Source organism: Mycolicibacterium chlorophenolicum (genome assembly GCF_001044235.1).
GTDB lineage: Bacteria > Actinomycetota > Actinomycetes > Mycobacteriales > Mycobacteriaceae > Mycobacterium > Mycobacterium chlorophenolicum.
In genome coordinates this window covers 23,571-47,369 of record NZ_JYNL01000044.1, presented here as the reverse complement: position 1 = coordinate 47,369, position 23,799 = coordinate 23,571, and the positions used below count along the sequence as shown (strand labels likewise).

General features: G+C 70.9%; 22 protein-coding genes. 13 read left to right on the top strand and 9 right to left on the bottom strand.

Going from position 1 to position 23,799, the window contains the following annotated elements; translation table 11 throughout:
* Window positions 1-2 precede the first annotated feature (2 nt).
* A complete protein-coding gene (locus MCHLDSM_RS18590; RefSeq protein WP_048471439.1) occupies window positions 3-1,583 on the top strand; it encodes an ATP-binding protein in 1,581 nt (526 codons plus the stop codon).
* Window positions 1,574-2,782, top strand: a complete 1,209-nt coding sequence (locus MCHLDSM_RS18585) for a CHAT domain-containing protein (RefSeq protein WP_048471438.1) — start codon at window positions 1,574-1,576, stop codon at window positions 2,780-2,782. Before MCHLDSM_RS18590 ends, MCHLDSM_RS18585 begins: the two co-directional genes overlap by 10 nt.
* Before the next feature lie 3 nt (window positions 2,783-2,785).
* On the opposite strand, the gene MCHLDSM_RS18580 is transcribed toward MCHLDSM_RS18585, so the two are convergent.
* Window positions 2,786-3,106 carry a hypothetical protein gene (locus MCHLDSM_RS18580; protein WP_053083028.1) on the bottom strand — a complete coding sequence of 107 codons (321 nt, stop codon included), beginning with the start codon at window positions 3,104-3,106 and terminating at the stop codon, window positions 2,786-2,788.
* Window positions 3,107-3,119: 13 nt separating this feature from the next.
* Between MCHLDSM_RS18580 and MCHLDSM_RS18575 the strand changes: the two genes are divergently transcribed.
* Both MCHLDSM_RS18575 and MCHLDSM_RS18570 read left to right on the top strand, forming a co-directional pair.
* Window positions 3,120-4,487 (top strand): hypothetical protein, encoded by a 1,368-nt coding sequence (locus MCHLDSM_RS18575; protein ID WP_053083027.1) that lies wholly within the window; start codon window positions 3,120-3,122, stop codon window positions 4,485-4,487.
* Window positions 4,484-5,566 carry a hypothetical protein gene (locus tag MCHLDSM_RS18570; protein ID WP_048471437.1) on the top strand — a complete coding sequence of 361 codons (1,083 nt, stop codon included), beginning with the start codon at window positions 4,484-4,486 and terminating at the stop codon, window positions 5,564-5,566. Before MCHLDSM_RS18575 ends, MCHLDSM_RS18570 begins: the two co-directional genes overlap by 4 nt.
* Here the strand turns inward: MCHLDSM_RS18570 and MCHLDSM_RS18565 are convergent.
* The 4 genes from MCHLDSM_RS18565 to MCHLDSM_RS18550 all read right to left on the bottom strand — a co-directional run bounded on the left by MCHLDSM_RS18565 (window position 5,560) and on the right by MCHLDSM_RS18550 (window position 10,998).
* The gene (locus MCHLDSM_RS18565; RefSeq protein WP_048421520.1) at window positions 5,560-5,805 is read right to left on the bottom strand and encodes a hypothetical protein; all 246 of its coding nucleotides are present in this window, start codon (window positions 5,803-5,805) and stop codon (window positions 5,560-5,562) included. The two genes, MCHLDSM_RS18570 and MCHLDSM_RS18565, sit on opposite strands and share 7 nt — an antisense overlap.
* Window positions 5,806-5,828: 23 nt before the next feature.
* The gene (locus MCHLDSM_RS18560) at window positions 5,829-7,166 is read right to left on the bottom strand and encodes an alpha/beta hydrolase (protein ID WP_048471450.1); all 1,338 of its coding nucleotides are present in this window, start codon (window positions 7,164-7,166) and stop codon (window positions 5,829-5,831) included.
* A 110-nt stretch (window positions 7,167-7,276) separates the two neighbouring features.
* Window positions 7,277-10,597, bottom strand: coding sequence for a bifunctional lysylphosphatidylglycerol synthetase/lysine--tRNA ligase LysX (gene lysX, locus MCHLDSM_RS18555; RefSeq protein ID WP_048471436.1), 3,321 nt, complete (start codon window positions 10,595-10,597; stop codon window positions 7,277-7,279).
* A 38-nt stretch (window positions 10,598-10,635) separates the two neighbouring features.
* Window positions 10,636-10,998 carry a DUF1844 domain-containing protein gene (locus MCHLDSM_RS18550; protein WP_048471435.1) on the bottom strand — a complete coding sequence of 121 codons (363 nt, stop codon included), beginning with the start codon at window positions 10,996-10,998 and terminating at the stop codon, window positions 10,636-10,638.
* A gap of 237 nt (window positions 10,999-11,235) precedes the next feature.
* Here MCHLDSM_RS18550 and infC point away from each other — a divergent pair, with 237 nt between their 5' ends.
* Genes infC through MCHLDSM_RS18530 form a run of 4 tightly spaced genes read left to right on the top strand, consistent with a single transcriptional unit; the run spans window position 11,236 to window position 13,285 of the window.
* Complete coding sequence (gene infC / locus MCHLDSM_RS18545) at window positions 11,236-11,862, top strand: translation initiation factor IF-3 (RefSeq protein ID WP_109788878.1); 627 nt, start codon at window positions 11,236-11,238, stop codon at window positions 11,860-11,862.
* A 6-nt stretch (window positions 11,863-11,868) separates the two neighbouring features.
* Window positions 11,869-12,063, top strand: a complete 195-nt coding sequence (gene rpmI, locus MCHLDSM_RS18540) for a 50S ribosomal protein L35 (RefSeq protein WP_048421516.1) — start codon at window positions 11,869-11,871, stop codon at window positions 12,061-12,063.
* 56 nt (window positions 12,064-12,119) lie between these two features.
* Window positions 12,120-12,509 (top strand): 50S ribosomal protein L20, encoded by a 390-nt coding sequence (gene rplT / locus MCHLDSM_RS18535; protein WP_048421515.1) that lies wholly within the window; start codon window positions 12,120-12,122, stop codon window positions 12,507-12,509.
* A 23-nt stretch (window positions 12,510-12,532) separates the two neighbouring features.
* Complete coding sequence (locus MCHLDSM_RS18530; protein WP_048471433.1) at window positions 12,533-13,285, top strand: TrmH family RNA methyltransferase; 753 nt, start codon at window positions 12,533-12,535, stop codon at window positions 13,283-13,285.
* Here the strand turns inward: MCHLDSM_RS18530 and MCHLDSM_RS18525 are convergent.
* Genes MCHLDSM_RS18525 through MCHLDSM_RS18515 form a run of 3 tightly spaced genes read right to left on the bottom strand, consistent with a single transcriptional unit; the run spans window position 13,282 to window position 16,374 of the window.
* Complete coding sequence (locus tag MCHLDSM_RS18525; RefSeq protein WP_048471432.1) at window positions 13,282-14,064, bottom strand: SDR family NAD(P)-dependent oxidoreductase; 783 nt, start codon at window positions 14,062-14,064, stop codon at window positions 13,282-13,284. The genes MCHLDSM_RS18530 and MCHLDSM_RS18525 overlap by 4 nt on opposite strands.
* Before the next feature lie 29 nt (window positions 14,065-14,093).
* Window positions 14,094-15,332 carry an acyl-CoA dehydrogenase family protein gene (locus tag MCHLDSM_RS18520; RefSeq protein ID WP_048471431.1) on the bottom strand — a complete coding sequence of 413 codons (1,239 nt, stop codon included), beginning with the start codon at window positions 15,330-15,332 and terminating at the stop codon, window positions 14,094-14,096.
* 4 nt (window positions 15,333-15,336) lie between these two features.
* Window positions 15,337-16,374, bottom strand: coding sequence for an oxygenase MpaB family protein (locus tag MCHLDSM_RS18515; RefSeq protein WP_048471430.1), 1,038 nt, complete (start codon window positions 16,372-16,374; stop codon window positions 15,337-15,339).
* Window positions 16,375-16,518: 144 nt separating this feature from the next.
* Here MCHLDSM_RS18515 and MCHLDSM_RS18510 point away from each other — a divergent pair, with 144 nt between their 5' ends.
* The 3 genes from MCHLDSM_RS18510 to MCHLDSM_RS18500 all read left to right on the top strand — a co-directional run bounded on the left by MCHLDSM_RS18510 (window position 16,519) and on the right by MCHLDSM_RS18500 (window position 18,616).
* Window positions 16,519-17,388: an adenylate/guanylate cyclase domain-containing protein gene (locus MCHLDSM_RS18510; RefSeq protein ID WP_048471429.1), complete on the top strand. Its 870-nt coding sequence runs from the start codon at window positions 16,519-16,521 to the stop codon at window positions 17,386-17,388.
* Window positions 17,389-17,396: 8 nt separating this feature from the next.
* Window positions 17,397-18,173 (top strand): rhomboid-like protein, encoded by a 777-nt coding sequence (locus MCHLDSM_RS18505; protein WP_234714108.1) that lies wholly within the window; start codon window positions 17,397-17,399, stop codon window positions 18,171-18,173.
* A gap of 122 nt (window positions 18,174-18,295) precedes the next feature.
* Window positions 18,296-18,616, top strand: coding sequence for a hypothetical protein (locus tag MCHLDSM_RS18500; RefSeq protein WP_131722656.1), 321 nt, complete (start codon window positions 18,296-18,298; stop codon window positions 18,614-18,616).
* Window positions 18,617-18,622: 6 nt separating this feature from the next.
* Here the strand turns inward: MCHLDSM_RS18500 and MCHLDSM_RS18495 are convergent, their stop codons facing one another.
* Complete coding sequence (locus MCHLDSM_RS18495) at window positions 18,623-20,203, bottom strand: FMN-binding glutamate synthase family protein (RefSeq protein WP_048471448.1); 1,581 nt, start codon at window positions 20,201-20,203, stop codon at window positions 18,623-18,625.
* 40 nt (window positions 20,204-20,243) lie between these two features.
* Between MCHLDSM_RS18495 and pheS the strand changes: the two genes are divergently transcribed.
* A complete protein-coding gene (pheS, locus tag MCHLDSM_RS18490; RefSeq protein ID WP_048471427.1) occupies window positions 20,244-21,287 on the top strand; it encodes a phenylalanine--tRNA ligase subunit alpha in 1,044 nt (347 codons plus the stop codon).
* Window positions 21,287-23,773, top strand: coding sequence for a phenylalanine--tRNA ligase subunit beta (gene pheT / locus MCHLDSM_RS18485; RefSeq protein WP_048471426.1), 2,487 nt, complete (start codon window positions 21,287-21,289; stop codon window positions 23,771-23,773). The genes pheS and pheT overlap by 1 nt, the downstream gene beginning before the upstream one ends.
* Window positions 23,774-23,799: the final 26 nt, after the last annotated feature.

Sequence of the window (23,799 nt, the reverse complement as noted above, 5' to 3'; positions counted from 1 at the left end):
CGGTGACGATCGAGCAGGACCTCGACCGGGCTCGTCACCTGGCATTCGCCGCCGATGAGGGCGCGGCGAAGGACCTGCTGCTGTCTCTGATGCCGCGCATCGAGCAGGTGGACCGCGACGACCTGATGCTCGAGGTGTACGCCCAGCTGGGCGAGATCTACCTGATCCGAACGGCGTACGACGGGGTGACCGAATGCCTGACCCGGATGCGCGACTGCCTGCGCCACTACACCGCGACGCCGCCCGCAGACGCGCCGGTCGGCCACATGATCCGGCGATACCGCCGGCGGGTGCTGTTCCTGCAGACCGGGCTGGCCGCCGCCCACGGCGATCACGAATCCGCCGCGCTCTCACTGCAGGCGCTCACCGGCGATGCGAAGACGGCCGACGACCTGCGCGACGAGCACGACTATCTGATCACCCACGCCCGGATCCTGTGCGCCGTCGCGCTGTGCGACGACGACCTGCACGTGCAGTCGTTGCCGCTGTGGCAGGAGGTGCTCGACGTGATCTCCGGACCCGGTGACGGCACGCTGTTCTCCGACGCGCTGCTGGTGCTCGGGGGCACCGGATACGGGCGATTCTGCGTGGAGACGGGGCGCCTGACCGAGGCCGAGCCGTGGCTGCGGCGGGCGGGTGCGCGGGCGCGGGCGCGCAGCTGGCGGCTCGCGACCGCCCGTACGCAGCTGGAGCGCGCCACGGCGGCGTGGGCCGCGGGAAACCGGCCGCTGGCACAGGATCTCGTGCACGAGGCGTACCCGGCCATCGCCGAGCACGTCCGTGCCCACGACGTGTCGCGCTGCTGGCTGTATTTCGGCCTGCTCAGCATGTCGGTGGGCGCCTACGACGACGCCGACGAACGGCTCAGCCACGCCGAACGGCATTGGCGGGAACTCGGTCGGCCCCTGCACATCCATCGAATCCTGCTGCAGCGCAGCTGGGTCGACATCTTCCGGGGTGACTTCGCCGCCGCCACCGAGCGCGTGAACGAGGCCCGGGAACTGCTCGAGGGCTGGCCGCGGCACAGCTGGCTGCAGTACGCCCGGCTCGACGACCATCTCGGCTCACTGCTGCGCGCCGAGGCGCTCGCCGACCCCGCCCGCGCGGGCGACGCGTTCGCCCGCGCCGCAGACCTGAAGATCCCCGCGGCGCTGGCGGTCGATTCCGTGCGGTACACGCTCGCCGACGCCGATGCCCGGATGAGGTGGGCCACGCACGTCTCCGCGCGGATGCTCGCCGGCGCCTTCGCCGTGGCCTGGGAGTCGGGTGACACCGAACTGCTCAGCGAGCTGATCGAATACCACTGCGCGCGAGGCACGTTCATCGCACCCGAGAGTGAGACGGCCGCCTGGGCCGATACCGCGACCGCAGCGGTGCCCGTCGACGAGGCCGACGAGTACGCGCTCGTCGCCTCCGGTCACGGCGCACTCGGCGCGGGCCCGCTCACCCGGCTGGGCGCCCTGCCGCCGCTGCGGATGGAACCCGACGGCGCGCCGGTGCTGAGCCGGTACCGCGAACTCGCGTTCGCCCGCTACGGCCGACAGGTGACCGCCGGGGACGACGAGTGGTCCACATGGCCGTGACGGGCGCAGGCCCCATCCTGGTGCTCCGCTACGCCGACGTCGGCGTCGCGACCTACGGCAGCCTGCGCGTCGTCGGGCGCCGCGACACCACGGTCACGTGGGTGATCGACGAGTTGGCGATGACCACCGTGCACGATCTGCTGGCCGATGCGCTGCCGGATCCACGCGCGGGCGAGAACATCCTCGACGCCGTCGAACGTGCCGTCGCCGCAGGCTCATTCGCGACACCGGCCGCCGAGCGCCATCTCGCAGAGGTGCTCGGTGAGACGCTGATCCCCGAACCGGGGTGGCGGCTGCTGACCGAGCTGGCCGCCACGCCGGACGCGGTGGCGTTCGTGGCGCCCACCGCGCGCCTGGCGCAGGTGCCCTGGTCGGTTCTCGCCATGCCCGCCGACGGCCGACGTCTCATCGACGTGATCGACATCCTGTTCGCCGCGCCGCCCAGCATCGCCAACGCCCCGCGCCGGCCCGCGCCGTGGCGGCGCGACGGGGCTGCGCTGCTCGTCCTCGATCCACGCGTGCCGGGACAGCGGCCCGACTCCGCGCTGGGTTCGGTGCTCGGCCGGCCCGATCCGGCCACGCCGGTGGCCCGCCACTTCGCCGACGTGCTGTCGCATCGTCGCGTCCTGCCCGAGGTGGGGTCCGCGGTGGAGCTGTTCCGCCGGCCGCAGGCCGACCGGGGCTGGCTGGCAGCCCAGTTGCGGCAGCAGCCGAGCCGGCTGTTGTTCGTCGGCCACGCGTCCGCCGCCGACGGCGACGTCGGCCACGCCGACCGCGCCGCCATCCATCTGGCCGAGCCCGACGCGCTGACCGCCGCGGAACTGATGGCGTCGACGCTGCCGATACCCGCCCGGGTGGCGCTGCTGGCCTGCGCCTCGGGCGGGGACTACCGGTTCGACGAGGCCACCGGCCTGGTCGCCGCGGCGATCCTGGGCGGGGCCGTGCTCGTGACGGCGACGCTGTGGTCGCTGCCCACGACGGCGGGCTACCGCCGATTCTGCGGCGCCGCAGGCGAATCCGCGGACCCGATGGCCGAGGTGGTCGTCGCGGTCGACACCGCGCACGAGGCGAACGAGGCCGGCCGCGCGGTCAACGCGTGGCAGCGCGCGCAGCTGACCCGCTGGCGTGCCGGCGACGTCGGGGCGAGCCCGCTGTACTGGGCCGCGCTGGCCACCTTCGCCGTGGACGGTGCCCGGTGACCGTTAGCGGTGCGGCACCCGCACGGCGATCGACGTCTCGTCGCCCGGGCGGTAGAAGGCGTCGATGATGGTGCCGGGGGTGAAGTCGGCCAGCGCGGACTCGGGGATCAGGGCGATCTCGCGGGCCGCGAACTGGCCGCCGTCGGTCCGGCTGACGATGACGTCGAGCTCGACCTCACGGCAGCCGTCGCTGACCTCGCCGGTGCACCGCAGGGCGACCACGACGCCGCGCGACTTGACCATGGCGCTGCTCGGCACGAGCAGAACGGCCGCGGTGCCGGCGATCAGGAAGCAGAAGAACAGGAGCGGGAGCACAGTCGGCATGCGAACAGGGTCGATGCGCGCCGCGGCTACCGAGCCCAACTTCTATCCTGTTCCGGTGAGCGCGGGCACCGAGGCCACCGAGACTGTGGCCGTCCGGCAGCCGCGCCGTGCGGTGATCGACGCCGCCTGGCGCGCGATCGGCGCCGGGGTGGAGCCGCTCAGCGCCGACGACGGCGCGCCGCTCACCCGCACCGTGGAGCGGATCATCGATCCGCTCGTGCTGCGGTTGCGGGTGAACAGCCACTACTCCGCACCCGTCGTGGCCGACGACGTCGCCGCCGGGATCCACCGGGCGATCATCGAGCAGGCCGGGACGCTGCGGGCGACGGCGTCCTGGTTCGAGGTGCTCAAGCGCGAGCGCCGACGGCTGAAGATCACCCACGGCAACGCCCAGGAGCTCTACTTCCCGGTGTGTTACGAGCTCGCGGTGACCCTCGGTGCGGCGGCCAACGCCGGCGACGCGGAACGGGCGCTGCGGGAGATCCATGCCGAGCGGGACCGCACCGCCGCCGACGTACTCACCCTGCACCTCGCGGATCCGGACGTCGTCGCGGATCTGCACGCCCAACTCGCGCGGGCCTGGGCGGACGTGCGCGCCGGTGGCGAGATCTCCGGACCGTTCCTCGCGGGCCTGGGCACGGTGCTCGGCGACGCCGCCGGGCACACCGCATCCGTTGCGCGGCAACGGGTGTGGTCGGCGCTGGTCGCCGATGCGACGCCGTACAACTTCGGCGCCGCCGCGCACTCCGGCGGCTCGGTTCTGCCCTGGTCTTTGATGGACCTCGGGCTGTCGTCGGTCCAGCCGCAACGGTGCCCCGAGGTGTCGCGGGAGACGCGTCCGGCCGAGCGGGAGCGCCCGCTGGACCGCACCGTCGCGGACCGGGTGCGTGCGACGCTGCGCCGCGGGATGGATCGCGACGAGCTGCCCGACATCGCGCTGCTGTGTGCCGAGGAGGTCGATCGGTCCTGCGCGCCGTGGGGTCTGCTGGGGGAGGACCGGCAGGCGACGCTCGTCGCGGGTATCGAGGTCGCGACGGATCTGGCGCCGCTGGACCCGGCAGCGCGACCACGGCATGCGCTGTCCGGCCGCATCCAGGCCCGCTTGCGCAAAGAGGCGTACGTGCTGCGTGCCCGGCGCTACCTCGCTGACGGCGCCGCGGTGCATGCTCGGCAGCAGCAGGTCATCGACGAGCTCGCGATGTTCCGCAGGCCGTACCTGAGCCGGTTGTGGGCCCGCCTGCACGGCCGTGACGTCTGGCAGGAGCCGTGCACCGACGTCGACGACGTGCGCAGACTGCTCGACGGTGTCGCCCGGTCGGTGAGCCTGGACCATCGTCAGCGCATCAAGGCGATGCTCGGAGCCGACGGGCCGACGTCATGAGGTTCGCGTACCGGTCGGGTCTGTGGACCACGGGGCCCGATCCGGAGCCGCCGCCGTTGACGGCGGTGCTCGAGGTCGCCGGGGCTGTGCTGGCGAGCACCGTGGACGACCCGTCCGGGCAGGCGCAGCTCACGCTGACCGATCTGGACCGTGCGGACTGGCTGTGGCGGCTCGTCGGTGCGGCCGGCCACGGCGCCCTCGTGGCCGCACTGGGCGACGCGCCGGCCGGGGATGATGTCGAGATCGATTCTGGTGCAGCGGATCCCGCGACAGCAAGCGTGCTGCGGCGGTTGGCGCTCGGGCACTGGCTCCGGCGGTGGTGGCCGGCCAGCCGGCGCGACGGCATCGTCGATCTCGATGCCGCGCTGCTGGACGGCGAGCTGGCCCTGCTGACCACCGCGGCGCACGAGTTCTTCGACGACGACTCCTTCGACGCCGACGTGGCGGGGCTGCTGCGCCCCCACGGTCCGCGACTGAATGCGCTGATGCACCACGATGATTCGCGTATCGCCGCGCTCGCGCGGTCCTGCGTCGAGCTGGCCGAGGACTCCGGCGTGCGGATCGGGGGAGACGTCGAGGCGGCGGGGCGGCGCGACGACTACGCGCTGGCTGCCGGGCCCGGTGACGCAGCCGGCGCGGGCACCGCGATCGCCGACGGCCGGTCCTCGGTGCCGTGGTCGGCGGTACCGCCGGGAGTGTTCGACGCCGCCGAGGACACCGTCCGGTGGTGGGCGGCGGCCGATGGCGACGTGGTCAGCGTCGCCGTCCGCGCCGAGGTGTGGGGCGCCCGATCACCCGCGGGGATCGCGGTGCGGCTGCGCTCGGGTGCGGTGCACGGAACCGGCACGCTCGACAGCGGCGGAGCGGCGACGGTCCCGCTGTTCGACGGCGATGGTTCGCTCTCGGTCGACGCGGCGTGGGACCACGACTGGAGCGGGGCTTCGGTGACGGTGGGTGCGGAGGTGGCGGAGTCCCGGCAGGCACGCGAGCGGGCCAGGGCGTTCGCACGGGCGCGGCTGCGCACCCTCGGCGACGACGCGTTCCTGGCCGAGGCCCTCGCCGCCGACGCCGACTACTGAGCGTCGCCCTCGTCGTCGCGCATGGACTGCCGGATCTGCGCCAGCCGTTCCGCGGCCGCGCGCTGGCGGGCGTCGTACTGCTCGGCCGCCGTGCGCCCCTCGGGGGTGTCCGCCGCCAGTTCGGCGGAGCCGAGCGACGTCGCGTAACGGTTCTCGATCTTCTCGCGCACCGCGTCGAACGTCGGTACCCCGTCGGCGCTGTAGCCGGTGTCGGGTGTGGGGCTGGGATCCTCCGGCATGGCGTCCACGCTACCGCCGCGCGCTACCGCGCGGCCGCCGTTTCCACCGGCGTGGCATGCGGCGCGGACGGCAGCGACACCGGTGCGACACCGGGGGTCCCGATCGTGCTCGCCAGCCAGGGCAGCGCGGCGGCGAACGCCGCTGACGCGAACGGCCAGTCGTGGTTGCCCGGTTGGCTCACCACGGCGCAGTCGATGCCCGAACGGCTGCCGAGTGAACACAACGAGTCGGCCGCCACCGCCTGCGCGTTCGGCTTCGCCGCGCCCGACCCGGGTACCGCGCCGTTCACGTCGAACCACCCTTGGACACCGCGGTAGGGACCGTGCCGGGTGATCACCGTCGTCGGATCGAAGGACGCGTAGGCCGCCGCGTTACCGCCGAAGAGTCGCTCGACCGTCTGCGCCCGGTCACCGGAATTCGGCGCCAGATCGCCGGCGATGTCCTCGAACGCGCTGAACATGTCCGGATGCATGACCGCCAGGTCCACCGCGCACGTACCGCCCATCGACCAGCCCACCACACCCCAGTTCGCCGCGGCGGCGCTCACCCCGAAGTTCGCCTGCATGAACGGCACCACATCACGGGTGAGGTGGTCGGCCGAGCGTCCGCGCGACCCGTTGACGCACTCGGTGTCGTTGTTGAACGCCCCGCCCGGATCGACGAACACGACGACGGGTGCGAACCCGTGGTGTGCGGTCGCGAAGTCGTCGAGGGTCTTGATCGCGTTGCCGGCGCGCATCCAGTCCGCGGGCGTGTTGAACTCGCCGCCGATCATCATCACGGTCGGCAGCGCCGGCGGCGGATCGCTGGCATACCAGGCCGGCGGCAGGTAGACGAATTCGCCGCGGTGCCTGAATCCCGATGCGGTACCGGGGATCGTGACGGCGACGACGCTGCCCTTGATCGGGATCGTGTGGTTGCGCTGCATCGCCGCGACGGTCACCTGGTCGGTCTGGTCGGGCAGCGGGCCCGCGGTGAGTTGGCTCCACGCGGTCTGCACGGTGGGGAAGTAGCCGGTCCAGAGGTTCAGCGCCAGTGCCGCCGACAGCGCGCACAGCGGGACCGCGGTGAGCGCCACCGCCCGGCGCCACCACTGCGCATTGCGCCACCCCGACACCAGCACCGCGACGGAGATGCCCGACAGGGCGATCCACACCCACAGGGTGTGGGGGGCCGGGTTGGTGTCGTCGGCGACCCCGGCCGTCTGCGTGTACCAGTACGCGGCCACCGCCAGCATCACCCCGATGACCGCTGACCAGGGCAGCCAGATCAGCCTCCAGCGCCGGGTGCGCCAGCCGATCGCGGTCACCAGGGCGACCAGCGCCAGGACCTGCACGACGACGGGCAGCCAACCGTGCATGAGCGACAGGTGGTGGTGCAGGGAGTCCGTGAAGTTCCCGATGAAGGTGCCCGACGTCGTCACGACTCCAGACTGACCGCCCAATCTTGGAGCACGCTGTGATGTCGCTGCTAACGAGGTTTGGCCAGCGGGAAGGGCAGCGTTTCGCGGATGCTGCGGCCGGTGATCATCATGACGACGCGGTCCACACCCATGCCGAGGCCGCCGGTCGGCGGCATCGCGTACTCCATCGCCTGCAGGAAGTCCTCGTCGAGCTCCATCGCCTCCGGATCGCCGCCGGCGGCCAGCAGGGACTGCTCCTGCAGGCGGCGGCGCTGCTCCACCGGGTCGGTGAGTTCGCTGTAGGCCGTGCCGAGTTCGACGCCCCAGGCGACCAGGTCCCAGCGCTCGGCCACGCCCGGGATGCTGCGGTGCGGCCGGGTCAACGGCGACACCGAGGTGGGGAAGTCCGTGTAGAACGTCGGCTCCTCGGTGCGGTCCTCGACCAGGTGCTCGTACATCTCCAGCACCACCGCGCCCGCATCCCAGTGGGTGAGGTAGGGGATCGCGGCCTTGTCGCACAGCCGGCGCAGGGCGGGAAGCTCCGTGGTGGGATCGATGTGCTCCCCGAGGGCCCCTGACACGGCGTCGTGCACGGTGCAGACGGTCCACGGCCCCGAGATGTCCACGGGCTCGAGGGGTCCGGCAGGATCGTCCCTGTTCGGCCGTAGGAACACCTGCGCGCCGTTGGCCGCCTGCGCAGCGTTCTGGATCAGTTCGCGCGCCCCGTCGATCCAGACTCGGTAGTCGGCGTGGGCCTGATAGGCCTCCAGCAGCGTGAACTCGGGGTTGTGGCTGAAATCGACCCCCTCGTTGCGGAAGGCCCGCCCCAGCTCGAACACGCGCTCGACGCCGCCGACGCAGAGCCGCTTGAGGTAGAGCTCGGGGGCGATGCGCAGATACAGATCGAGGTCGTAGGCATTGATGTGGGTCAGGAACGGGCGGGCGTTGGCGCCGCCGTGGATCTGCTGCAGGATCGGCGTCTCGACCTCGAGAAAGCCTTTCCCGACCAGGGTTTCGCGAATCGAGTGCAGCACCGCGCTGCGCGCCCGGATCAGGTCGCGCGCCTCGGTGTTCACGGCCAGGTCGATGTAGCGTGCGCGGACCCGGGCCTCCTGATCGGTCATGCCCTTCCACTTGTCGGGCAGGGGCCGCAGGCACTTGCCGATCAGACGCCACTGCCGCACCAGGATCGACCAGGCGCCGGAGCGGCTACGGCCCATCGCACCGGTCACCTCGATCAGATCGCCGAGGTCGATGGCGCGGGTGAAGTCGGCGGTGCTGCCCACCTCCAGGAGCGAATTGTCCAGCAGCAGTTGGGCTTCGCCGGACCAGTCGCGCAGCGCCACGAACAGCACGCCGCCGTAGTCGCGCAGCCGCAGGACCCGGCCCGCGACCGTCACCGCGGCGCCGTCCGCGCAGTCCAGCGCCTGCGCGACGGTGTGGCTCGGCGGGCTGCCCACCGGGTAGGCGTCGACACCGTCGTCCTGCAGGGCCTTGAGTTTGGCCATCCGGACCCGGACCTGTTCGGGCAACCGCGACCGGGTGTCGTCGGCCGGCAGATCGGCCTGCAGCGTGTCGAGGTCCGGCGCGGTGCCGTCGCTGTGCAGCAGCCCGGTCGCGACGAGCGTGCCGGGGGCGGCGATGTGGTGACCGGTGTGCGGTTGTTCGTGGCGCCGCGAAAACGGCAGCACCAGAAAGCCTTCGGCGATCACCGAGGCCACCCCGACCCGCGGCACCAGCCGCGCGTCCTCGTAGCAGGCGTACCGCGGCACCCACTGCGGCTGGTATTTCATGTTCGACCGGTAGAGCGTCTCGAGCTGCCACCACCGCGAGAAGAACACCAGCAGCCCGCGCCACAGCCGGGCGACCGGGCCCGCACCGAGCTGGGCCCCCTGCTCGAAAGCCGACCGGAACATGGCGAAATTCAGCGAGATCCGGGTGACGCCGATGCCCTCGGCCTGCAGGCACAGCTCGCTGACCATCAATTCGATGGTGCCGTTGGGGGATTGGGGCGAGCGCCGCATCAGGTCCAGGGACACCCCGGTGGATCCCCACGGGACGAGGGAGAGCATCGCGACGACCGTGTCGTCGCCGCCCTGCACGGCCTCGACCAACAGACAGTCGCCGTCGGCCGGGTCGCCCAGCCGGCCCAGCGCCATCGAGAATCCGCGCTCGTCCGCGGTGTCACGCCACGCGTCGGCGCGCTCGATCGCGGCGGCCATCTCGTCGGCCGACAGGTCGCGGTGGCGCCGCATCCGGACGGTGACACCCGCGCGCCGGGCCCGCGTGACGGCCTGCCGCACGGCACGCATGTCGGAGCCGGACAGCCGGAACGAGTCGGTATGCAAGATCGCCTCGTCGCCCAGTTGCAGCGCATTGAGCCCGGCCTCGCGGAACGCCTGAGCGCCGGTGGAACTGGCGCCCATCACCCCCGGCGCCCAGCCGTACGTCTGGCACAGTTCCAGCCAGGCCGCGATCGCCTGCGGCCACGCCTTCGGATCGCCGACGGGATCCCCACTGGCCAGGCAGACCCCGACCTCGACGCGGTAGGTGATGGCCGCCCGACCGTTGGGGGCGAAGACCACCGCCTTGTCCCGACGGGTGGCGAAGTAGCCCAGCGAGTCGTTCTTGCCGTACAACTCGAGCAGGCCGCGGATGGCGGACTCGTCCTCTCCGGTGAGCGCGTTGTCCGCCCGTTGCGACTGGAACAGCACGACGGCGGCGACCATCAGGGCCAGCGCGCCGAACAAGCCGAGCAACGCGTTGACGAAGACGTGCGGATGGCCGGAGAAGGAGTCGGCGTCCGCGCCGGCGAACGCGCTGACCCGGTTCAGCGCGTAGAAGAACCGGTCGGGGCGGGCGAGCGAGCCGGGGAAGACCTCCAGCAGCACCCACCCGACCAGGGTGCCGACCGCCATCCCCGCCGCCAGCACGAGCGCCGCTTTGAGCAGGGCGCCGCGGCGCACCTTCGCCCAGAATTGTCCGCGCGCCAGCAGCAGGCACACGATCGCGGCGAGGTGGAACGCCAGGCCCGCCATCTCGCCGACTTCCTGGAACCACCGCTCGCCCCGCTCGGCGGCGCCGGCGACGTTCCAGGCCACCGCGGCCACCATGTAGCCGATCAGGATCCACCAGGCGATGCGCTTGCGCGCCGCCAGCGCCGCCGCCAGCAACGCCAGCACGAACGCCCAGGCGAAGCTCGTGTCGGGGAAGTTGAAGATGTAGTCGTTGACGAACTCGCGCGGGACCTTGATGACGTACCGGATCAACGGCGAGATGCTGGCCAGCAGCGACAGGGTCGCGATGATGCCGACGATCCAGCCCGCCGCCGCGGGCACCCATCGGTAGCGCGAAGCCGGACGTGTCCTCGCGAGGCCCGTAGAGGTCATAGGCCGCGAGGATAGGCGCTTGGCCTGCAAATGTGGTGTTACCAGACCGGTCCGGTGTATTTCTCGCCCGGGCCCTTGCCCGGTTCGTCGGGCGCGGCGCTGGCCTCGCGGAAGGCGAGCTGTAGGGTCTTGAGACCGTCGCGCACCGGGCCGGCGTGCGGGCCGAGATACTCGGCCGACGACGTGACCAGGCCCGCCAGCGCGGTGATCAGGCGTCGTGCCTCGTCGAGGTCGCGGTAGGGGCTGTCCTCGGGGTCGTCGGCCGACAGGCCGAGCTTTTCGGCGGCGGCGCTCATCAGCATCACCGCGGCCCGGGTGATCACCTCGACCGCGGGCACGTCGGCCAACTCCCGGGTGGGCGGCTGGTCGGCGGATCCGGGATGTGCGGAGCTCTCGGTCATGCCTGCTAGACTGGCATGCGCGACCGTCCCGGCTGACGCCAGGGACAGCAAGTGGAGTCCCACTCCCACCGCTCGCCGACGATCACTCGAAGGTAGCGCGGTCCGGTCCGGATCTCGGCGACGCCGTCACCGATGTCTGGCCTGGTCGGCTTTGGGCCCTGCTGTGAGCAGGGCTTATTTGTTCCTTGGGGGAACAATGCGCCGCCGGGATGGGGTTCTGCACGGACAGCAGGAACTATCCAGGGAGGCCCCATCAGCACTGAGACCCGCGTCAACGAGCGCATCCGCGTACCTGAAGTTCGTCTGATCGGACCGGGCGGTGAACAGGTAGGCATCGTGCGCATCGAAGATGCACTCCGCGTCGCCCAGGACGCCGATCTCGACCTCGTCGAAGTAGCACCGGACGCCAAGCCGCCCGTGTGCAAGATCATGGACTACGGCAAGTTCAAGTACGAGACGGCCCAGAAGGCACGCGAGTCTCGCAAGAACCAGCAGCAGACCGTCGTCAAGGAACAGAAGCTCCGTCCCAAGATCGACCCGCACGACTACGAGACCAAGAAGGGTCACGTGATCCGCTTCCTCGAGGCCGGGTCCAAGGTCAAGGTGACGATCATGTTCCGCGGCCGCGAGCAGTCGCGGCCCGAACTGGGTTTCCGGCTCCTGCAGCGCCTGGGCGCCGACGTCGCCGACTACGGCTTCGTCGAGACGTCCGCGAAGCAGGACGGCCGCAACATGACGATGGTGCTGGCCCCGCACCGCGGCGCGAAGACTCGTGCCAAGGCGGCGCACGATGCAGACGCCCCGGCACGGCAGCGCGCCAGTGCGCAGCCCGCCGAAGCACCGACCGACACACCACAGAACTGAGGAAAAATGCCCAAGGCGAAGACCCACAGCGGCGCTTCGAAGCGGTTCCGTCGCACCGGAACCGGCAAGATCGTCCGTCAGAAGGCCAACCGCAGGCACCTGCTCGAGCACAAGCCGTCGTCCCGCACCCGTCGGCTCGCCGGCCGGACCGCGGTGGCCGCCAACGACACCAAGCGTGTCGCGAAGATGCTCAACGGCTGACACTGTCGGCGCCTCGTGCGCCATCCCTGACCCGAACCAGATAAGGAAACACCCCCATGGCACGCGTGAAGCGCGCAGTCAACGCGCAGAAGAAGCGGCGCACCATCCTCAAGGCGTCGAAGGGCTACCGCGGACAGCGGTCACGCCTCTACCGCAAGGCCAAAGAGCAGCAGCTGCACTCGCTGACCTACGCCTACCGTGACCGGCGTGCCCGCAAGGGCGAGTTCCGCAAGCTGTGGATCTCGCGTATCAACGCCGCCGCACGGGCCAACGACATCACCTACAACCGGCTGATCCAGGGCCTCAAGGCCGCCGGCATCGAGGTGGACCGTAAGAACCTCGCCGAGATCGCGGTCAGCGATCCCGCCGCGTTCACGGCTCTGGTGGAGGCCGCCAAGGCCGCGCTGCCGGAGGATGTCAACGCTCCGTCGGGCGAGGCTGCCTGACCCTCACCGAGCGATCTGCCCGGGTGGCGGCCGCAGCCAAGCTGCACCGCCACGTCGGGCGCCGCCGCGCCGCACGCTTTCTCGCCGAGGGACCCAACCTCGTCGAGGCAGCGTTGCGGCGCGGACTCGTTTCGGAGCTGTTCGCCACCGAGGCCGCCGCCGATCGGTTCGCCGATCTGTTGGCCGGAGTGCCGGTCGAGTTGGTCACCGAGCGGGCCGCGAAAGCGTTGTCCGACACGGTGACTCCGGTCGGGCTGGTCGCGGTGTGCGCGATGCCGGACAACGATCTCGATGCGGTGCTGGCGGGCGGGCCGACGCTGGTCGCGATGCCGGTGGAAATCTCCGAGCCCGGCAACGCCGGCACGCTGATCCGGGTGGCCGACGCGATGGGCGCCGACGCCGTGGTGCTCGCCGGACCCAGCGTCGACCCCTACAACGGCAAGTGCCTGCGGGCGTCGGCCGGCAGCATCTTCTCGGTGCCGGTGATCAGCGAACCCGACGCGGTGCGGGCCGTCACCCGGCTGAAGGACGCCGGTGTGCAGATCCTGGCCACCGTGCTCGACGGCGATGTGAGCGTCGACGACGCGGACCTGTCCGTCCCGACGGCGTGGCTGTTCGGCCCGGAGGCGCACGGCCTTCCTGCCGACGTCGCCGCCTTGGCGTCCGCCCGCGTGCACATCCCGATGACGGGACAGGCCGAGAGCCTCAATGTCGCCTCGGCGGCCGCGATCTGTCTGTACGCGTCCGCACGCGCCCGTCGCGCCGTGCGGGACTAGTTGTGCGCCTTGAGCATTCGCTCCGACACGGCCAGCAGGACCTTTCTCGGCGCCACGCGGTACCCCGCCGCCAGGACGGCGTTGCGCAGACCGGAGACCACGGTGGGTGAGGACTTGTCCAGGGCGGCCAACGCGGTGTCGACGACCTCGGTGACGTTCTGTCGCCCCTGCGTCATGAACGTCTCACCGGTGCGGTCGAAGAACTCCGTCTGGGTGGCGCCGGGACACAGGGCCAGCACCGTGACCCCGGTCTTCCTGCACTCCTGCCACAGGGCCTCGCTGAAGGACAGCACGAACGCCTTGGTCGCTCCGTAGACGGCCATGCCCGGGGTGGGCTGGAACGCCGCGGTGGAGGCCACGTTGATCACCACGCCGTGGCGCCGCTCGATCATCGGCGGCAGGTAGCGTGCGGTCAGATCGACCAGGGTGCCGCAGTTCAGTTGCACCTGAGCGGCATTCGCGTCGGGCTCCTGCGCGAAGAACGGCCCGTGCAGTCCGATCCCGGCGTTGTTGACCAGGACGTCGACCGTGCGCCCGAGGTCGCGCACCCGCGCGTGCAGATCGGCCCCCGACCCGGGCGCGGCCAGGTCTGCGGTCACGACGTCGACGACGATGCCCGGATGGCGGGCCGACAACGTCTCCCGCAACGTCTCGAGCCGTTCGGCACGCCGGGCGACGAGGATCAGATTCGCGCCCCGTGCCGCGAATTGGACGGCGAACTCCTCGCCGATGCCGCCGCTGGCCCCGGTGACCAGTGCGGTGCTGTTGCTGAATTCCACTCGGCGCTCCTTTGTCGGCGCCGCCAAACCTAGCCGCCGAGCAGGTCTCGGGCCACGTGCGTGATCTGCACCTCGTTGCTGCCTGCGTAGATCATCAACGACTTGGCGTCGCGCGCCAATTGTTCCACCCGGTACTCGGTCATGTAGCCGTTGCCCCCGAACAGTTGCACCGCCTCCATCGCCACGTCGGTGGCGGCCTGCGAGCAGTACCACTTGATCGCCGAGGCCTCGGCGAGCGAGATCGACGCTCCGGACTGGGCGGCCTCGATGACCCGGAAGACCATGTTGCGCACGTTGAGCCGGGCCACTTCCATCTGCGCCAATTTCAGCTGGATCAGCTGGAACCGTCCGATCTCGCTGCCCCACAGCGTGCGTGTCTTCGCGTAGTCGGTGCACAGCCGCAGGCATTCCTCGATGACGCCGAGCGCCATCGCGGCCACCCCGATGCGTTCGGCGGAGAAATTGGAGCGCGCGCTGTCGCGGCCGTCGCCCGCGGGGCTGTGCTCGGTCTCGCCGAGCAACCGGTCCCGACCGAGCCGCACGTCGTGGAAGAACAGTTCCCCGGTGCGGGAGGAGTGGATGCCCATCTTGCGGAACGGTTTCGACTGGACGAATCCCTCCATGCCGCGATCGAGGACGAACGTGAGGACCTTGCGGTCCCGTTTCTCGACACCGGGGTCGGATTCGTCGAGCTTCGCGTACACCACGACGACGTCGGCGTCGGGGCCGTTGGTGATGAACGTCTTCTGGCCGTTGAGAACGTAGTCGTCTCCGTCGCGCACGACGTAGGACTTCATTCCGCCGAAAGCGTCGGAGCCCGAATCGGGTTCGGTGATCGCCCACGCCCCGACCTTGTCGTAGGTCACCAGATCGGGCAGCCAGCGCTCCTGCTGGGCGAGCGTGCCGCGACTCATGATGGTCGGCACGGTGAGGCCGAGGCTGACGCCCATCCCGGTGACCACACCCATGCAGACCCGGCAGAGCTCGCTGACGACCACGAACCCCATCCCGGCCGAGTTCGCGTCACCGCCGAACATGCCCCCCGGCGACGGCTCCGCATGCTCACCGCTGCGGAGCCGATCGAGGCGCCTGGTCAACGCGTCGCGAGCCATGTCGGCGATGCCGAACGTCGCGAACAGTCTGCGGATCACCGGATAGGGCTCCATGTCGCCGTTCTCCAGTGCGTCGACGTGCGGGCGGATCTCCTTGTCCACGAAGGCCCGCACCGCGTCGCGCACGGCGATGTCGACGTCTGACCAGTCGAGCATCGGCTCAGGCCGCCCTGGCTCGGGTGCGGCTCCGCGCGGGGCGGACGCCGGCCAGGGAGAACGTGGTGTGGACGAGCGAACCCACGGTGGACAGCAAGGTCTTGTGCGGTGGCGAGTAGTGCATCGGCATGTCCCGTCGGTCCGCCGGGGGCGCCGTGAACGCCGGCGCCTCGACCAGAGGCGCGTCGGGGGCCACCTTGCCCTCGACGCGCCGATAGGCGGCCACCGCACGCGGATGCAGTCTGATCTCGTCGGGCACGGCGACGAACGCCAATTCGACCAGCTTGCCGAACAACCGCAGCAGGACCTCGTCACCCGGTGTCCACCGCATGCCGGCCTTCTCGCGCACCGCCGGATCGAACACGCCCGCCGCGATCCACCGCTGCGCGCCGACCATCGGCCGGAACAGCTGGTCCCACAGCGGCGTGGGCATCATCACGAAGCGCGGCTTGGGAATCCGGATCGAGAAGATGTCCCGGGTGGCTCGGGTGATCTCCAGATCCTCGCGGCACGTGCGGTCCCAGTACTCGCAGAACTCCTCCCAGGAGCCCGGCACCGGCCGCATGCTCATGCCGTACATCCGGTACCACTGGACGTGCTCGTCGAACAGTTGTCGCTTCTCCGCCTCGGTCAGGCCTCCGCAGAAGTACTCGGCGGTCTTGATGATCAACATGAAGAACGTGGCGTGTGCCCAGTAGAAGGTCTCCGGGTCCAGCGCGTGGTAGCGGCGGCCGTCGGCGTCGATACCCTTGATCGTCGCGTGATAGCCCTTGATCTGTTCGCCGGTCCGGGCGGCCCGGTCGCCGTCGTAGACCACCCCCATGATCGGGTACACGGAGCGCGCGACCCGCTGCAGCGGTTCGCGCAACAGGATGGAGTGGTCCTCGACGGCCGCCCCCAGGTGCGGGTACATGTTCTGGATCGCCCCGATCCAGACGCCGAGCATGCCGGTGCGCACATCGCCGAAGTACTTCCAGGTCAGCGAATCCGGACCCAGCGGTGTCGCGGCTGGGTCGGATCCTGCCATCGCCGTTGATCGCATCGCCTCACGATATGGCCTGACAACGGCCGTTGTCTATGAATCGGGCCGGCGGGCGAGCCGGTGTTACGCAGCCTCCATCCGGCCGCCGCATCGCCGTGACCTGGCGGTTTAGCCCCGCCTACGGGCTCGATTAGGCTGGCTGACGTGGACGACGACCCGCCGGGTGAGCCAGCAGGCGGTCAGGCGCCGACACCGCTGCGGTGGCTGCGCAGCGTCAATCACCACACCGGAGCGGTCGCCTTCCTGCGGCGCGCGCGCCGGGCGCTCCCGGGCGATCCCGAGTTCGGTGACCCGCTGTCGGTTGCGGGCGTGGGCGGTCCCCGCGCGGCCGCCCGTGCCGCGGACCGGTTGCTGCAGCGCGAGGCGGTCACCCGCGAGGTCAGCCTCGGCGCCCTGCAGGTCTGGCAGGCCCTCACCGAGCGCGTCTCGGGCCGGCCGGCCAACGCGGAGGTCACGCTGGTCTTCACCGATCTCGTCGGGTTCTCGACGTGGTCACTGCGCGCCGGCGACGACGCGACGCTGCGCCTGCTGCGCCGCGTCGCGCAGGTGGTGGAGCCGCCTCTGCTGGAGTCCGGCGGCCACATCGTCAAGCGCATGGGCGACGGGTTGATGGCCGTGTTCACCGACCCGGCGACTGCGGTCCGCGCCGTCATTGCTGCCCGTGCTGGCGTGAAAACTGTTGAGATTGACGGGTATACGCCGCGTATGCGGGTCGGCGTGCACACCGGCCGGCCGCAGCGGCTGGGTTCCGACTGGCTGGGTGTCGACGTGAATCTCGCTGCGCGGGTGATGGAGCGGGCCACCCGGGGTGAGCTCGTCGTCTCCCAGACCACCCTCGAGCGGATCGCGCCGGACGAGCTGGAGCGCCTCGGCGTCACCGTCAAGCGACTCCGCAGACCGGTGTTCGCCGGGAAGCAGGACGGCGTGCCCGACGATTTCACCATGTACCGGTTGAGAATTCGCAGGCAGTTCTCAGGCGACGAGGAGGAAGACGACACGGCAGCCGGCGCATAGTGGATCCGGTGCTGTCCGGATTGCTCGTCGGCGTGCGGCGCGCGCGGGTCACGTTGAGCTATGCGGTGATCGTGACGACGGTCACCGCGCTGATGGTGCGAATGGATCCGGCGATGCACGATGCGCTGATCCGGCACGCCAGTACCAATCTGCACAACCTGAGCCACGGGCGCGTCGGAACCCTCGTCGGCAGCGCGTTCGTCGTCGACGCCGGGTCGATCTATCTCTGGCTGCCCGGGTTGATCTGCCTGCTGCTCGCCGCCGAATTGACCTACGGGGGTTGGCGTCTGGTGCTGACCTTCGTCACCGGGCATGTGGGCGCGACGCTGCTGGTGGCCGCCGGGCTGGCCACGGCGGTCAAACTCGACTGGCTCTCGGCGTCGATCGCCCGGGCACCCGATGTGGGAATGAGCTACGGCGCCATGGCGGTGGTGGGAGCACTCACCGCCGCGCTCCCGCCGCGCTGGCGGCCGGCCTGGCTCGGATTCTGGTTCGCCGCCGCCGCCGTGGTCATCGCGGGCGGGGCGGGCTTCACCGATGTGGGACACGTGGTGGCACTGACCCTCGGCGTGCTCGTGTCGACCCGCTTCGGCGTGCAACCGCAATGGTCGGTACTGCGAGTGGCTCTGCTGACGCTCGGGGCGTCGTTCGGCTTCCTCGTGCTCGCCGACGGGTTGGTGTCGCTGATCTACGGCCTCGCCTGGGGTGCGCTCGGTGCGTTGACCGCTGCCGGATTCGATCGTCTGCGGTCGGTCGGGCGTGCCGAGGAGCAGCCGTGCCGCTGACTGTACGGTCGGTCAGCGACGGGTCTCAGCAAACTGCTGTACGGCGCCCGTAACCGTGCTTATGGTGGTGTCGCCGGTGCGCAGCAGCGGGCCGGGATACCGCGAACGGAGGGGGATTTCTCATGATCCGTGGACTGACGACGGCAGCGATGGCGGCCGCGGCGGCGGCTGCTGTTCTGACGGCGCCGCTGGCCGGCGCCGCGCCGAACGCGAACGGTGTGAGCCACGCCAACGAGCACGCCGCAAAGGGCATCGCGACCGCGTCGGCGGCCGGCGGCGGTCGGGGTGTCGCCTCGGCGGCGGGCAGCGGACCGGGTCCGGTGCTGGCCGCGGTCGCCGCGAAAGCTCCGGCGCAGGCCCAGCCCGGCCTCGCCAAGGCGAATTGCCGCGCCGCTCAGGTCTGCCCGACCGATCCCGCGCCCGAGGAGGACGCGACGTCGTAGTCCGGCTCAGACGAACTCGTCGGCCGACGCCTCGATCCAATCGGAGCGCCACGACAGCGGCGGGTCGTCGAGCAGTTCACCCGGCACCAGCCAGTCGTAGATCTCGGCGTAGGTGCGGGTGCGCTGACCCTCGATGCGGCGGTTGAGCATGGCGGGGGACAACTCGTGAAAACCGTTGAGCCCCATCGATGCCACGATCTGCGCCGCACTGGCGACGGTGGCGCGCTGGAAGTTGAACACCCGCATCGTCTTGTCCGCGACGTCCAGCGCGCGACTGCGGGCCGGATCCTGCGTCGCGACGCCCGTCGGGCAGTGATTGGTATTGCACTTCAGCGCCTGGATGCAGCCGACGGCGAACATCATCGCCCGGGCGGCCAGCGTGAAGTCCGCGCCCTGGCAGACCCGGCTGACGATGTCCACGCCGCTGGCCACCTTTCCCGAGGCCCCGATCTTGACCCGATCCCGCAACCCGGTGCCCACCAGGCAGTTGTGCACCATCATCAGGCCCTCGGTCAGCGGCATCCCGACGTGATCCTCGAATTCCTGCGGGGCCGCCCCGGTACCGCCCTCGGCGCCGTCGACGATCACGAAGTCGGGCGTGATGCCGGTGGCCAGGAATCCCTTGCACAGCGAGAGGAACTCGGTGCGGGCCCCGACGCAGAGTTTGAAGCCCACGGGTTTGCCGCCGGAGAGCCTGCGCAGGGTCGCGAGAAAATCGGCGAACTCGGTGGGCGTGCCGAAGGCGCTGTGCGCGGGCGGTGACACCACCGTGCGGCCCACCGGCACCCCGCGGGTCTCGGCGATCTCCGGGCTGACCTTCGCGCCGGGCAGCACGCCGCCCAGGCCCGGCTTGGCGCCCTGGGACAACTTGATCGAGATGGCCTTCACGGCGGGAAGCGCCGCCTTCTCGGCGAACAGCGCGGCGTCGAACCTGCCATCGGCGTCGCGGCAGCCGAAGTACCCCGACCCGATCTCCCAGATCAGGTCGCCGCCGCCGGAAAGGTGATAGGGGCTGATGCCGCCCTCACCGGTGTCGTGGGCGAACCCGCCGCGCGCGGCGCCGGCATTCAACGCCGAGATCGCGTTGGCCGACAGTGCCCCGAAACTCATCGCCGAGACGTTCAGCATCGCGATCTCGTACGGCTGCGTGCAGTCCGCACCGCCCAGCCGGACACGCGGATCGAGGTCCTCGGCGAACCGCGCCCGCAGTGAGTGCCGCAGGAACTCGTAGCCGACGGCGGTGACGTCGCGCTCGGTGCCGAACGGCTCGTCGCCCTTGGTGCCCTTGGCGCGTTCGTAGACCAGGTCGCGGGTCTCCCGGTCGAACGGTGTCGCCTCGATGTTCGATTCGACGAAGTACTGCCGGACCTCGGGACGGATCATCTCCATCAGGAACCGGATGTGCCCGAGGATCGGATAGAGCCGCAGGATCGTGTGCCGCCGCTGCACCAGGTCCCAGGTGCCGAGCGCCGCCAGTCCCAGCAGCACCACCGCCGCCACGCCCCATCCGGCGTGGCGGAGCACGGCCAGCGCCGCCGCAGCCGCCCCCAGCAGCCAGATCCCGACGATCAGAAGGGGCCGGATCACCACGGCGTGAGGGTAGCGCGCCATCGCCTATGATCGCCGGGTGGCTGATCAGCCGGTGAATCTTTCCGACGAAGCGTTGGCCGACGCGGTCAGCGCAGCCGGTCGTGCCTTCGCGCAGGCGTCGACCCTCGACGAGCTGGCGCGCGCCAAGACCGACCACCTCGGTGACCGGTCGCCGATCGCGCTGGCGCGCCAGGCGCTCGGGTCGCTGCCCAAGTCCGACCGCGCCGAGGCCGGCAAGCGGGTCAACGTCGCGCGCACCGCCGCGCAGAGCGCCTACGACGAGCGGCTGGCCGCGCTGCGCGCCGAACGCGACGCCGCGGTCCTCGTCGCCGAGCGCATCGACGTCACCCTGCCGTCGACGCGGCAGCCCGTCGGCGCCCGGCACCCGATCACGATCCTGGCCGAGCACGTCGCCGACACGTTCGTGGCGATGGGCTGGGAACTGGCCGAGGGACCCGAGGTCGAGACCGAACAGTTCAACTTCGACGCGCTGAACTTCCCGCCCGACCATCCGGCCCGCAGCGAGCAGGACACCTTCCACGTCGCCCCCGAGGGGTCGCGGCAGGTGCTGCGCACGCACACCTCGCCGGTGCAGATCCGCGCCCTGCTGGAGCGGGAGCTGCCGGTGTACATCGTCTCGATCGGGCGCACGTTCCGCACCGACGAACTCGACGCCACCCACACCCCGGTCTTCCACCAGGTCGAGGGCCTCGCCGTGGACAAGGGCCTGACCATGGCCAACCTGCGGGGCACCCTCGACGCGTTCGCCCGCGCCGAGTTCGGACCGCAGGGGCGAACCCGGTTCCGGCCGCACTTCTTCCCGTTCACCGAGCCCTCGGCGGAGGTCGACATCTGGTTCCCGAACAAGAAGGGCGGCCCCGGCTGGGTCGAGTGGGGCGGCTGCGGGATGGTGAACCCGAATGTGTTGCGCGCGTGCGGCATCGATCCGCAGGAGTACTCGGGTTTCGCGTTCGGTATGGGTCTGGAACGCACCCTGCAGTTCCGCAACGGCATTCCCGACATGCGTGACATGGTCGAAGGCGACGTGCGTTTCTCGCTGCCGTTCGGGGTGGGAGCCTGATGCGCCTTCCCTACAGCTGGCTGCGTGACGTGGTGCAGGCCGGCGCTCCGGGCTGGGACGTGTCGCCCGACGAGCTCGAGCAGACACTGATCCGCATCGGCCACGAGGTCGAGGAGATCATCCCGGTGGGCCCGGTCAGCGGACCGCTGACCGTCGGCCGGGTGGCCGCCATCGAGGAGCTCACCGAATTCAAGAAACCGATCCGCGCCGTCAAGGTCGATGTCGGCGAGGCCGAGCCTCGTGACATCGTCTGCGGGGCAACCAACTTCGCCGTCGGCGACCTCGTCGTGGTCGCGCTGCCCGGCACCGTGCTGCCCGGCGATTTCGCCATCGCCCAGCGCAAGACCTACGGCCGCACCTCCGACGGCATGATCTGCTCGTCCTCGGAGCTCAACCTCGGCAGCGACCATGCGGGCATCCTGGTGCTCGCACCGGGCACCGCGGAGCCGGGCGCCGCCGCGCAGGAGGTGCTCGGTCTCGACGACGTGGTGTTCCATCTGGCGATCACCCCGGACCGCGGTTACTGCCTGTCGGTGCGGGGCATGGCGCGCGAGATCGCCAACGCCTACGACCTCGACTACGTCGACCCCGCCAACATCGAGCCGCTGCCCGTCGAGGGGGAGGCGTGGCCGGTATCGATCGATCCCGCGGCGGGTGTGCAGCGCTTCGGCCTGCGCCCGGTGACCGGTATCGACCCGGACGCGGTGTCGCCGTGGTGGTTACAGCGCCGGCTGCTGCTCAGCGGGATCCGGGCGATCTCGCCGGCGGTCGACGTCACCAACTACGTGATGCTCGAACTGGGCCACCCCATGCATGCCCACGACAGCAGCCTGATCACCGGCGGCTTCCGGGTCCGGTTCGCCGAACCGGGGGAGACCGTGGTCACGCTCGACGATGTCGAGCGCCGCCTCGACCCGGCCGACGTGCTGATCGTCGACGACGTCGCCACGGCCGCCATCGGCGGCGTGATGGGCGCGGGCACCACCGAGGTGCGCGCCAGCACCACCGACGTCCTGCTCGAGGCCGCGGTCTGGGATCCGGCGGCGGTGTCACGCACGCAGCGCCGCCTGCGTCTGTACAGCGAGGCGGGCCGTCGCTACGAACGCACGTGCGATCCGGCGATCTCCGTCGCCGCGCTCGACCGCTGTGCCGCATTGCTGGCCGAGATCGCAGGCGGCACAGTGCAACCCACCCTCACCGACTGGCGCGGCGATCCGCCGCGGCAGGACTGGTCACCGGCGCCGGTGAGCATGCCCGTCGATCTGCCCGACCGCACGGCCGGGGTGGCGTACCCGCAGGGGGCGGCGCAGAAGCGGCTGACCCAGATCGGCGCGCGCGTGAGCGTGGAGGGCGACCGCCTCACGGCCGTGCCGCCCAGTTGGCGGCCGGACCTGCGGCAGCCTGCGGATCTGGTGGAGGAGGTCATGCGCCTCGAGGGGCTGGACCTGATCCCCTCGGTGCTGCCCGCCGCGCCGGCCGGCCGTGGACTGACCGCGGTCCAGAAGCGGCGCCGGGCCATCGGGAAGTCGCTGGCGCTCAGCGGATACGTCGAGATCCTGCCCACCCCGTTCCTGCCCGCGGGGATCTTCGACCAGTGGGGTCTGCCGGCCGACGATCCGCGTCGCCGCACCGCCCATGTGCTCAACCCCCTCGAATCCGACCGGCCCGCACTGGCCACCACGCTGCTGCCCGGACTGCTGGAAGCGTTGCTGCGCAACGTCTCCCGCGGTGCCACCGACACGGCGCTGTTCGCGATCGCGCAGGTGGTCGAACCGACGAGCCAGACCCGCGCGATCGAGCGGATCCCGAACGACCGGCGCCCGACCGACGACGAGATCGCCGTCCTGGACGCCTCCCTGCCCCGGCAGCCTCAGCATGTGGCCGCGGTGCTCACCGGTCTGCGCGAACCCGCCGGTCCGTGGGGCCCGGGCCGGCCGGTCGAGCCCGCCGACGCCTTCGAGGCGGTGCGCGTCATCGGCCGGGCCGCCGGTGTCGAGTTCACGCTGCACGCCGCCGAGCGGCTGCCGTGGCACCCCGGCCGCTGCGCCGAGGTGCGTATCGGCGACACCGTCGTGGGCCACGCCGGCCAACTCCACCCGGCGGTCATCGAGCGCTCCGGCCTGCCGAAGGGCACCTGTGCGGTCGAGCTGGATCTGGACGCCGTGCCTCTGGTCGAGTTGCTGCCGGCGCCTGCGGTCTCGCCCTTCCCGGCCGTCTTCCAGGACGTCGCGCTGGTCGTCGACGACGGCGTCTCCGCCCAGAGCGTGGTGGACGCGGTTCGGCACGGCGCCGGCGCACTGCTCGAAGACGTCCGGCTCTTCGATGTCTACACCGGCCCGCAGATCGGCGACGGCCGCAAATCGCTGGCGCTGGCCCTGCGCTTCCGCGCTCCCGACCGGACCCTCACCGAGGACGAGGCCAGCGGTGCCCGCGATGCCGCCGTGCGCGCGGCCGCCGAGCGGGTCGGCGCCGAACAACGTCGCTGACCGTCGCCTCGGTGCGAGGATGACGC